Genomic DNA, 10,367 nt, shown 5'->3' with positions numbered 1-10,367 from the left:
CTTGGCGGGCGTTGCTTGGTTCGCGTTTCACTGGGGTCTGCGCGGCCGGTGCATGCCGGCCGTGTCTTGCGTCCCCTCCGCGCGCGTTTAGCGTCTCCGGGGCACTCCCGGCGACGTTGATGTTGATGGCCGCGTTCAGGTCGCGGTCGATCCTCAAACCGCAGGCATCGCAGACATAGGTGCGTTCGTTGAGGGACAGTTTGGCTTTCACTGTCCCGCAGTTCGAACATGTCTTGCTTGATGGATACCAACGGTTGACAACATGTAGTTTTGCGCCTGTGCGGGCGGTCTTGTACTCCAGTTGACGGCGCAGTTCACGGAAACCGCAGTCGCTTATAGCTTGGGCGAGGCTGTGGTTCCTGGCCATGCCGGACACGTTCAGGTCCTCGATGCTGATATGACTGTAGGTCTTGGTGAGCATGGTGGTGAGCTTGTTCAACCCGTCACGCCGCTGGCTGGCGATATGCGTGTGCACGCGCTGCAAGTGCAGCTCCGCTTCCTTCCACCTGTTCGACCCCTCATTGCGGCGGCTGAGGGTCTTCTGTGCTTTCCCGAGCTTCCTGTGCGCACGCTTCAACAGGCGCGGATTGTCGAACACCGTGCCATCTGACAATGCGGCGAGGGTCTTGACGCCCAGGTCCACGCCGACGCTCCCGCCCTTTGGTGGGCACGGCACCGGCTTGTCCTCACGTTCGACGGTCAGGGACGCATACCAGCGTCCCGCACGCCTGCCCACGCTCATGCGCACCACTTTCGCGTCCCCGACCCGCCGGGCGATGTTCTCCATGCAGTGCACGCGGCCGATGCGCGGCAGTTTCAACGCTTTGGGATCGCCGCCGATCAGACCGAAGCTGCCGGTCGTGTACGCGAACCTCAACATGCTGCGACGTTTGCTTTTGAACCTCGGCCAGCCCATGCGCCCGCCTTTGCGCCTGCCTGTCTTCGAATCGAGGAAGTTCCTCAGCGCGGCCGCCAATGATTCGAACGCGCTGTTGTACGCCTCCTTGCTGTATTCGGCCCACCACGGGGCGATCTCATTCTTCCATTCGTTCCACCAGCGGCGCTGCGCGTACATCGTCCAGTCCGCCTTCTCCCCTCGCGCCAACTGGGATTGGATGCGCGCGAGCATGAGATTATAGGCGAAGCGCGCCGCACCCGCATGGCCTTCCAAGAGCCTTTCCTGCCGTGGCGTGGGGTCGAGCGCCACCTTCACCGCCTCATACACCGCGCATCGCCTCCAACGCGGCCTGCGCCCTGTGCTTGGCGGCACGCCTGCCATAGAGCCGCGCGCAGAACGAGATGAGCACCTCGGTCATGTCACGCACCAGATCGTCATCCAACTCCGTGTCGTCCACGACGATGAGTCTACGGTTTTGCGCCTTCAACGCGCTTTCGACCAGTCCCGCGTTCATGCGCGCCAAACGGTCCCGGTGCTCCACAATCAAAGTGGTTACGGTCGGATCGGACAACAACCGGTTGAGCTTGCGCCGTTTGTCGTTCATACCCGAACCAGTCTCTGTGACAACCTCAGGAGCTTCCACGCCCATGCTGAGCGCGAACGCCTTGAGCCGATCGGCCTGCCGTTGCAAGTCAGCCTTCTGATCGGCCGACGAGACGCGCGCATAACAGACGGTGCGCGACTGCTTGGCATCCGACGGTGCGGGTGTTTCATACTTGGGATCGTGAACGAGCCACATGCCAGACGGCGTGCGCTCGACAGGAACAGGCATCTTTCCGGTGCGGCACCACTTCCACACGGTCTGCGGGTGTAGGTGCTCAAGCTCAGCCCATTCCCTCACTAACATGCAGTATAGTATAGCATATTAAAATATATTAAAGCAAAACATTTTGGAAACAGCTAACAGCCCTCTTCGGCGTGATCAACCCCCTTGGCCAGCCAATCAAATGGGTCTCGTTCGGCCTCGCCGCCTTTGCGATGGTGGCATGCGCGGCGACGGTGATCCTACATGACCGCCTGCCGCGCACCATGGACGCCATCGTGTTGCTCGTGGCGTCCGTGGTGATGCTGATCTGCGCGTGGCTCGTCTAGCACGCCCGTGCCGCCCGCGCGCAGACCGGCGCAAAACGCTCAGCGGTTCGCGCTCTTGCCGAAGGCGCGCAGACGGATGCCGTTCCAATCGTCGCTCACGGTGAGCGGCGTGGACGCGTTCATGCCTGCGGTCTTCGCCGCGTTCTGCACGGTGTTGGAGGCCGGAGCACCGCTACGGCCGGGCTTGGGGGTGAGCACCCAGAACGGGCCATCCTGCCCCAGCACCGCATATGCGTCCACGATGGTGTCTGACAGGGCGTCTTCGTCGTCGCCGTCACGCCACCAGATGATCACGCCGTCAACCGCGGAATCGTAATCCTCGTCAACCAGCTCTTCTCCAGTGAGCGTTTCTATTTTTTCCCTGATCGTATCGTCCACATCATCGTCCCAAAGCCATTCCTGGATCAGGTCGCCGGTGCGGAAGCCGAACTCCTCAGCGTTGTCTGATGCTGTTTGATTCACGTTCGCTAATATACCAATACCGCCGAACAGCGTATTTCGTAGGCTTCGCTTCATGCCGCGCACAAAATAAACCGCTCATGCGGACGTTTTTATTCAACGGTGCAATGCGGCAGACTATCCGCCTGCCCGTTGCCGATCTTCACGAGCGCGGTGTACGCGTCCTCCAGTGAGGAGACCTTGACGTCACGCAGCCCCGCAGGCACCTTGCCCACGACCTGCGCGCAATTGTCGGCGGGGGCCAGGAACCATGTGGCGCCGTCGCGCTTGGCGCCCTGCATCTTCAGGTCGATGCCGCCGATAGCGCCGACCTTGCCCTCGTCGTCAATCGTGCCGGTGCCGGCCACGGTCTGCTTGCCCGACTCATGCTCGGGTGTGAGCATGTCCACGAGCCCCAGCGCATACATCATGCCGGCGGAGGGACCGCCGATGTCGTCCACGTGCATCGTCACTTTGGCGCCATCCACGTCCGCTCCCAGACGCTGCGCATAATCGAGACCGGCGGTCACGGCGGCGTCCTGCGAGGACTCCATCTCCTGGTCCGACTCCTGCTGGTACTGTTCGGCGTTCTGCCCCACCGGGAACACAGCCTCCTGCGGCGTCAGCTCCATATTCGGGTCGGCCCACGCCCACAGCGCCTCCGCGTTCGAGACCGGGTACCCCGGCACACCGGCCGCGTTCACCGTGACGAGCAGCAGGCGCCCTTTGTCGTGGTAGGTCTTCGCGCCCTCGACCTGGATCACCGGCGTGCCGTTGCTGTCGCCGAGCACATCCTGGGTGGGCCCCGGCGTCTCCACGACATACGCGCTCGGCAACATCAGCACGAGCACCGCAAGCAGCACGGCCACGGCGCCGACGAAGAACCGCGCGGGCCGTCCGTTCCAATGCGCGCTGAGCAGCTGCCACACGCCCACATGCGCGGATGGTGCCGCGCTTTGGGTGCCTTGCGTTCCCTGTGCGTCGGCGGCGCCGTCGAGCCGCACCTGTCCGTCTGTGTTGCGTTGAGTCATGCTCCCATAGTATGGCGCAAATTGGAATTATTACGCCTGTGCGCGTATTGATGCATAGTAGAATTCGGATTCATCGACGAGACCTAAAGGGGGTCACCACCATGGATGAGAACGCACTGCATCAATGGTTCATCAACTGTTTCGGTCCTGTCCAGGGCGAGATGGCCTTTTCGCAATTCAACAACCTGCCCGAAGAGATCCGTGAGCAGCTGCTCAGCCGCGGCGCCGAAAGTCTTCCGGACCCGCAGCAGGTGCAGTCGCTCATGCAGGCTTTCATGGGTGGTGGCATGAACTCATTCGGTGAGATGCAGCAGACGATCAGCGCGGGGCCGATCAATGTCAAGCTCGCCAAATCGATTGCGTTGCAGCGCGTCAACTCGTCGGGCAGCGAATCCTCCGTGACCGCGGAGGAAGGCGCCACCATGCGCCGCGCGATGAGCGAGGCCAATCTGTGGCTCGACATCGCCACCGCGTTCAATCCCCCAGCCGGCGAGGCCGAACCGCTCACGCGCGCTGGGTGGGTCGAAGGCACTATCGACGCATGGGCGCAGTTCGCCGCCCCGGTTGCCGCTTCGATGAACGAGGCGCTGAGCGCCGTCATCTCGGACCGTCTTGGCGACGCGTTCGAAGGCGAGATCACCGGCATGTACGCCGGGCCGGTGCCCATTCCGATCCCGGACGGCATGAAGGACCCCAAGCAGTTGATGAAGCTGTTCGCGAACACGTCGTACGCCATGCAGCTCGGGCAGGCGGCCGGCGCGCTGAGCCTCGAGGTGCGCGGCAGCTTCGACCAGGGCATCCGCATGCTCGACAATCCGGCCGGCGGCCTGATCATGCAGAACGTCGACGACTATGCCACGTCACTCGAATTCGACGCGTCCGAAGTCACCGAGTTCCTCGCTTTGCGAGAACAGGCGTACGCGCGCCTCTACGCGTCGGTGCCGTGGCTCATGCCGCGATTCACCGCGCTCATCGGCAAATACGCGCGCGGCATCACAATCGATCTCGATGCAATGGAGGAGCAGCTGCGCGACGCTTCGGCGTTCGACCCCGAATCGCTTTCGGGAGCGGTCAATCTGGCGAACGTCGGCATCACCGACACTCCGGAACAGCGTGAGGCGTTGCGGTCGATCGAGACCCTGCTCGCGCTTGTCGAAGGCTGGGTCGACTGCGCGGTGTGGCGCGCCGGCATGGCTCATCTGCCGCATCTCGACCAGCTGCGTGAGATGATGCGCCGCGAGCGTGCGGTAGGCGGCCCCGCCGAGCTGACGTTCGAGAACCTGCTTGGCTTGCAGCTGCGCCCCAAGCGCGTACGCGAGGCCGCGGCGCAGTGGGAGCGGATCACCAACGAACAAGGCCTTGAGGCGCGCGACGCCATGTGGGGCCACCCCGACATGCTTCCCGCGTTGCCGAGCGACGACACCGACGCCGACACCACTGGCCCCGCCGAAGAAGAGCCGCGCAAGGGCAGCTCGATCGATTGGGACGCCGAATTGAGCAAACTGCTCGATGACGACGGCGCCGGCGATGGCCAAGCCGAAGGCGATGATGCCCAGGAAAACGGTGATTCGACGGCCGGCGATGCACACGACGATGGTTCCGACGCATCGGAACCGGGCCATCAGGCCTGATCGTCCGCACCGGCTTACAGGAAGCGCGTGGGTTGGCGCACCCGGCCCGCGCGCTCGTCCTGCCGCTTCGCATATGACAGATACAGTGATTCCTGCGCGCGCGTGACTCCCACATAGAGCACGCGCCGTTCTTCTTCGAGCGCCTCCACGTCGTCGGAAGCCCGGTAGGGCATCAGGCCTTCCGAAAGCCCGACAAGGAACACATGGTCGAATTCGAGCCCTTTCGACGCGTGGATCGTCGAAACGGTGACGCGCCCTTGGTCGAGCGCCTCCACATCGCCCACCGGCGCGCCTTCCACTGCGGCGGCCGGCTGGAGCGCGGATTGCTGCCACCCGGAGTTTCTGCGCACTTGGTAGGGCAATCCCTGCTCCTGCAATGCCTGCACCACAACGCGCTGCTGGCCGTTGAGCCGTGTGAGCACGGCGAAATCCCCCGGACGCGCGCCCTGCCCCACCAAACGGGCGATGCGCGCGGCGACGGCCTGTGCCTCTTGCGCGTCGGTCTCATACGCCGCGCTCAGCACGCGCCGTGACCCTTCGCGCACCGCCTTGAGCTTGAGATAGTCCTCGCGTTGCGCGGATTTGCCCAGCACGGTGTTCGCCCGCGCGACGATGGACTGCGCCGAGCGGTAATCGGTGTCGAGAGCGATGTCCGCGGCAAGCGGATGGAACTCGCGCGCGAAATGGTTGAGGTAGTAGCTCGTGGCGCCGGCGAACGAGTAGATTGTCTGCGCCGGGTCGCCCACAACGCACACATTGCGGTGCGCGCCGAGCCAGCTGCGCATCAGCCGGTGCTGCAACGGCGAGACGTCTTGGTATTCGTCGACTGTGAGCCAGCCAATGTGCGCCCGCACCTGCTCCCCCACTTCGGGGTAGGTGTCGAGGATATGCGCGGTCACAAGCAGGATGTCGTTGAAATCGATCTCCATGCGTGCGGCCTTCTCCTGCTCGTACTGGTCGTAGACACGCGTGAAGGACTGCGGGTCCAATGGCGCAGGCGGCGCATGATGCGTGGCTTCGCACACCCGCACGTAATCCTCCGGCGCAATCAGCGAGACCTTGCACCAGTCGATCTCGGCATGCACATCCTGGACCACATTGCGTTCGGGTTGCATGTTGAGCGCCCGGAACAACGCGGCCCCCACCAGGTCGCGGGGCGATTCGGACAACACCGGGAACGGCCCTTCGCACACATCGGGCCACATGGTGCGCAACTGGTGCAGCGCGGCGGCGTGGAACGTGGCGATGTGCATGTCTTCACCGACTCCGAGGTCGAGCAGACGCGTGCGCATCTCCTGCGCTGCCTTGACCGAGAACGTGACCGCGAGCGCACGGGACGCCTCCCATGCGCCGCTTGCGCACGCGTATGCGATTCTACGCGTGATCGTGCGCGTCTTGCCCGCGCCGGCGCATGCGATGATGCGCACCGGTCCGTCCACGCTGCATGCGGCCCGCCGCTGTGCGTCGTCGAGCCCGTCGAGAATCTCATTCGCCGAAATTGCCATGGCCCCATTGTGGCACGGCCATGCGCGCGGTTCGAGCGAAACGCGCCGGAGTGCGGCCGGTTCCGCTCAGCTGTGTGTGAACATGGTGCAGGACCCGCCGGCCTGGGCTGGGCTGGGTCATGAAAGCGTTGCAATGCTTGCGAATTGTACCCTCCGCATGGAAAAATACCGTGTGTGACTGAACGAAGCAATCTGATGTTGGCGGCCCTCGCCTCGGCTACGATGCCGAACGTCGCCGTGGTAGGGGTACGCGACAGCGAGCAGAAAAACGAGACCGACCAGGCCGCGAGCATCGACCAGGCCGTCGTGCAGGACGTGCATGGCAATTTCTACAACGTCTACGCCACGAACATGCCGCAGGGCAAGAAGCGTCTGGCCGGCCGTGTGCGCGCGGCGCGCGTCGTTGACCAATCGCGCGAGCTCGCCGGCCTCGGGTTCTCCACCGACCATGTGGTGGCGTTCGACCCGGCCAACAACGATCCCGATGAGACCGCCGTGCTCGTCACCACGCACCCCGACGGTGTGGCGCGTTCGTTGGACCTGCTCACGCTCGGCGATTGCGCCAGCATCGGTACCGCCATCGGCGCGATCCACCGCCTGCGCCCTTCGTTCCTTGTCAATGCGAAATACCCGGCGTTCACCACAGGCCAGATCCACGCGCAGCTCACCGCTTGGATCCGCCGTCTGCGCCAAGCCGGCCATGTGCCGCAGGAGATCACCGACAGCTGGGCGCATATCCTCGAGACGGAGGGACTGTGGTCGTTCGCCACGTGCCCGGTGCACGGCGGGTTCTCCGACGGCGATTTCATCTTCTCCGGCTCCACGATCACGACGATCACCAATTGGCAGGAGATGCAGATCAACGACCCTGCACGCGATTTGGCGTGGATTTTCTCCAAGCTCGATGAGACGCACCGCAACGCCGTCATCTCGGCGTACGGGCGCATCCTGGGCAACCGTCTCGACGATCTGATCATGCTGCGCGCCAATCTGTGGGTGCAGATGGACCAGGTCGGCGATTTCATCCAAGCGCTCAACCAGGGCGACAACGCGCGCATCATGCAGTTCAAAGCGCAGGTGGACCGCCTCGCCCACCAGCTCGGCACCACGATGCACCGCCGCCGCGACGGCGTGTCGGAGGGCGGCACGGGCAAACCGCCGAGCACGGTCACCGTCAACACGCTGCTGCGTGAGGACCAGCAGCGCCGCGACACCCCCTCCTCCACCGCCGCGGCAGCCGTCCGGTTCGATTCGTTCGACCAGACCGCCGACCGCGACACGACAAACGAGCATGCGGTGCACGCCGTCACGGACGACCGCACGAATTCGCATTCGATCGACGCGATCGGCGTTGTCGACGCCGACGACACCGCGTCCCGCCAGTATGCGGCTTCTGCTGCGTCGAGCGAGACCATGGTGATCGGCATTGACGAACGCACCGACACCGACGCCACCGGCGAAGCCGCAGTGAGCCTCACCTCCACGCCGTCCACCGACACACAGGCCGCCCAACTGGGGCCCGCCGACGCCAAGACGATGCTCATCCCGCTCCTCGAGCGTGAGGAGCGCGCGATGCGCGACGCCCGGGCCGGCCTCAACGGGACGCACCCGCACACATCGTCCAGTGAAATCGCCGCAACGCCCGACGACGTGACACAATCGTGAACCTCCGCGCGCATACGTGCGTACAATGCCCATACAACCACAGCAAGGAGCAACAACCATGGAAATCGAATTGGGAATCCGCAACGTCGCCGGCGCCGTCACCTTCAACACCGATGAACCGGCCGACCAGGTGGGCGCCGCCATCAACCAGGCGATTGCCAACCACGAGCCGATCACGCTGACCGACACCAAGGACCGCCACATCATTGTGCCCGCAGACGCCCTCGGCTATGCGATCATCGGCTCTGAGACCCGCCATGCGGTCGGGTTCGGCGCCCTCAACTAGCCATCATGCCTGCGGCTCCTTGAAGCCGCAGGCATTCCACAGTGGGATCGCGCCGCGTTCCACGATCTTTGCCACCGTCTCGTCATCGGTCAGGTTCTCACCAAAGGCGTTCGGCTTGCCGGCCCCATGCCAGTCCGAGCCTCCGGTGACGAGCAGATGGTAACGCTGGGCAAGCCTGAGCAAACGCTGACGTTCGGGCTCCGGATTGCCCCGGTGCCATACTTCCAGACCATCGAGGCCTTCGTCCACAAGCCTGCCGATTTGACCGTCGCTCAACAACACACGGTTGCGGCTGGGGTCGGCGGCATGCGCGACCACACTCACCCCACCTGCCTCATTGACCGCCTGCACCACCTGCGCCGTCGACGGCGACGGTGTGGGAATGTAATACTTGCTGTGCGAACTGATCGCGTCGGCGAACGCATCCGAACGCGTGGCGTACACACCTGCCGCCACCAAGGCGTCGGCGATGTGCGGGCGCCCGATGGTGGTGTTGCCGCCCTCCTTGACTTGCGCCAGCACATCATCCCACGTGATCGGGTAATCTCTCGACAGCAGCACCACCATGCGCTTGACCCGTTCGAGGCGCGCAGCCCGCGTCGCCGTGAACAGATCGCAGATATGCCGATTACGTGGATCGTATTGGTACGCCAGCATGTGCACGGAGACGCGGCCGTCCTGTGCTGTGATCTCCGTACCGCGCACCAACGGCAGCCCATAGTCCACCGACGCCTGTTGGGCCTGCACCCAGCCGGCCGTCGTGTCGTGGTCGGTGATCGCCACGCCATGCAACCCGGCCTGTTTCGCCTCCCGAACCAAGGTCCGGGGCGTCTCGGTTCCATCGGAAAACACGGTATGACAGTGCAAGTCCCAGCCATGGGTCGGCGGGTGCATCGGCATCGTTGGCTCGTTCATGGTTCCCATCCTAACCATTGAGCACCTCAAACGGTATCCGCATCGTGAACAACGCCAACCAGATCGAACCACCAAGTCCCACCGGGCCCTGTGGGTGCGGTAACGTGGTATGCATCGCAACCCGTGCACCAGTGTTTGGCATGACATATGAAGAAGGGACCCACCATGACACAAGACACCGCACCGGCAATCGGCGGCAGCACACCTGCGGAACTCGACGAACCACGCGGTTGGAGGCATGGGGCCACATGGCTCTATCTCGTCATGCTCGTGGCCTCGGCGGTCGCCCTGCTCGTCTCGTTCATCCTCTCCGCCGAGACACTGCAGATGGCCCGCAATCCCAATCAGACGCTGAGCTGCGACGTGAACGCCAAGCTCTCATGCACGACCGTGGCGCAGGCATGGCAATCGGAAATCATCAAATTCGGCGAGATGAGCTTCCCGAACGCCTTCTTCGGCATCGCGGCCGAATCCGTGTTCGTCACCATCGCCGTCATCGGGCTCGCCCGCATGCGCATGCCCGCATGGTTCGCCACATGCACATGGCTGGGCGGCTTGGCTGCGCTCGCCTATTCATATTGGCTCACGTCGCAGTCGCTGTTTGTGATCAATGCGCTGTGCCCGTGGTGCCTTGTGTTGTGCTTCGCCACAACGGTGCAGTTCATGGCGCTCGGCCATGCCACGGTCACGGTGCAGGGATTGCCCGCACGTGCCCGCGGCCTGCGCAAGTACTACCGGCTGGGGTTCGACCTGATGGTCGACGCCGTGTGGATCGTCGCGCTCGTCACGCTCATCCTCGTCAAAGACGGCGCCTACCTGTTCACGTTCTAGCAGGCGCCCGGCGCG

11 protein-coding genes are annotated in these 10,367 nt (G+C 63.9%); 5 read left to right on the top strand and 6 right to left on the bottom strand.

Annotated features, from left to right (window positions below; translation table 11 throughout):
* Both tnpB and BPSG_RS07595 read right to left on the bottom strand, forming a co-directional pair.
* Positions 1-1,225: IS607 family element RNA-guided endonuclease TnpB (tnpB, locus tag BPSG_RS07600; protein WP_034879167.1), on the bottom strand; the 1,225-nt coding region annotated here is incomplete at its 3' end.
* The gene (locus BPSG_RS07595) at positions 1,218-1,805 is read right to left on the bottom strand and encodes an IS607 family transposase (protein ID WP_034879165.1); all 588 of its coding nucleotides are present in this window, start codon (positions 1,803-1,805) and stop codon (positions 1,218-1,220) included. The genes BPSG_RS07595 and tnpB, both read right to left, overlap by 8 nt.
* Before the next feature lie 71 nt (positions 1,806-1,876).
* Here BPSG_RS07595 and BPSG_RS08675 point away from each other — a divergent pair, with 71 nt between their 5' ends.
* A complete protein-coding gene (locus BPSG_RS08675; RefSeq protein ID WP_155266385.1) occupies positions 1,877-2,050 on the top strand; it encodes a hypothetical protein in 174 nt (57 codons plus the stop codon).
* 39 nt (positions 2,051-2,089) lie between these two features.
* Here the strand turns inward: BPSG_RS08675 and BPSG_RS07585 are convergent, their stop codons facing one another.
* Together BPSG_RS07585 and BPSG_RS07580 are read right to left on the bottom strand one after the other, a co-directional pair.
* Positions 2,090-2,512 (bottom strand): DUF3052 domain-containing protein, encoded by a 423-nt coding sequence (locus tag BPSG_RS07585; RefSeq protein ID WP_026644184.1) that lies wholly within the window; start codon positions 2,510-2,512, stop codon positions 2,090-2,092.
* 89 nt (positions 2,513-2,601) lie between these two features.
* Positions 2,602-3,519 carry a YlbL family protein gene (locus tag BPSG_RS07580; protein WP_026644183.1) on the bottom strand — a complete coding sequence of 306 codons (918 nt, stop codon included), beginning with the start codon at positions 3,517-3,519 and terminating at the stop codon, positions 2,602-2,604.
* Between the two features lie 101 nt (positions 3,520-3,620).
* On the opposite strand from BPSG_RS07580, the gene BPSG_RS07575 reads away from it, so the two are divergent.
* Positions 3,621-5,150 (top strand): zinc-dependent metalloprotease, encoded by a 1,530-nt coding sequence (locus tag BPSG_RS07575; RefSeq protein WP_026644182.1) that lies wholly within the window; start codon positions 3,621-3,623, stop codon positions 5,148-5,150.
* Between the two features lie 14 nt (positions 5,151-5,164).
* Here the strand turns inward: BPSG_RS07575 and BPSG_RS07570 are convergent, their stop codons facing one another.
* Positions 5,165-6,655, bottom strand: coding sequence for an ATP-dependent helicase (locus BPSG_RS07570; RefSeq protein ID WP_026644181.1), 1,491 nt, complete (start codon positions 6,653-6,655; stop codon positions 5,165-5,167).
* A 222-nt stretch (positions 6,656-6,877) separates the two neighbouring features.
* Between BPSG_RS07570 and BPSG_RS07565 the strand changes: the two genes are divergently transcribed.
* The gene (locus tag BPSG_RS07565; RefSeq protein ID WP_129861325.1) at positions 6,878-8,320 is read left to right on the top strand and encodes a phosphotransferase; all 1,443 of its coding nucleotides are present in this window, start codon (positions 6,878-6,880) and stop codon (positions 8,318-8,320) included.
* Between the two features lie 58 nt (positions 8,321-8,378).
* Entirely contained in the window at positions 8,379-8,606 is a 228-nt protein-coding gene (locus tag BPSG_RS07560) for a DUF3107 domain-containing protein (protein WP_022858071.1), read from the top strand.
* 3 nt (positions 8,607-8,609) lie between these two features.
* Here the strand turns inward: BPSG_RS07560 and BPSG_RS07555 are convergent, their stop codons facing one another.
* The gene (locus BPSG_RS07555) at positions 8,610-9,521 is read right to left on the bottom strand and encodes a PHP domain-containing protein (protein ID WP_051592136.1); all 912 of its coding nucleotides are present in this window, start codon (positions 9,519-9,521) and stop codon (positions 8,610-8,612) included.
* A gap of 165 nt (positions 9,522-9,686) precedes the next feature.
* On the opposite strand from BPSG_RS07555, the gene BPSG_RS07550 reads away from it, so the two are divergent.
* The gene (locus BPSG_RS07550) at positions 9,687-10,352 is read left to right on the top strand and encodes a vitamin K epoxide reductase family protein (RefSeq protein WP_051592135.1); all 666 of its coding nucleotides are present in this window, start codon (positions 9,687-9,689) and stop codon (positions 10,350-10,352) included.
* The last annotated feature ends 15 nt before the right edge of the window (positions 10,353-10,367 follow it).

This window comes from Bifidobacterium pseudolongum subsp. globosum (assembly GCF_000741295.1).
In the GTDB taxonomy this organism is placed as follows: domain Bacteria; phylum Actinomycetota; class Actinomycetes; order Actinomycetales; family Bifidobacteriaceae; genus Bifidobacterium; species Bifidobacterium globosum.
This window is presented reverse-complemented; position numbering and strand designations above follow the sequence as displayed.

Bases quoted from the DNA above. Each gene is read 5' to 3' on its own strand.
- BPSG_RS07575 (WP_026644182.1), top strand. From the start codon at position 3,621: ATGGATGAGAACGCACTGCATCAATGGTTCATCAACTGTTTCGGTCCT.
- BPSG_RS07580 (WP_026644183.1), bottom strand. From the start codon at position 3,519: ATGACTCAACGCAACACAGACGGACAGGTGCGGCTCGACGGCGCCGCC.
- BPSG_RS07550 (WP_051592135.1), top strand. From the start codon at position 9,687: ATGACACAAGACACCGCACCGGCAATCGGCGGCAGCACACCTGCGGAA.
- BPSG_RS07595 (WP_034879165.1), bottom strand. From the start codon at position 1,805: ATGTTAGTGAGGGAATGGGCTGAGCTTGAGCACCTACACCCGCAGACC.
- BPSG_RS07560 (WP_022858071.1), top strand. From the start codon at position 8,379: ATGGAAATCGAATTGGGAATCCGCAACGTCGCCGGCGCCGTCACCTTC.
- BPSG_RS07565 (WP_129861325.1), top strand. From the start codon at position 6,878: ATGCCGAACGTCGCCGTGGTAGGGGTACGCGACAGCGAGCAGAAAAAC.
- BPSG_RS07570 (WP_026644181.1), bottom strand. From the start codon at position 6,655: ATGGCAATTTCGGCGAATGAGATTCTCGACGGGCTCGACGACGCACAG.
- BPSG_RS07555 (WP_051592136.1), bottom strand. From the start codon at position 9,521: ATGAACGAGCCAACGATGCCGATGCACCCGCCGACCCATGGCTGGGAC.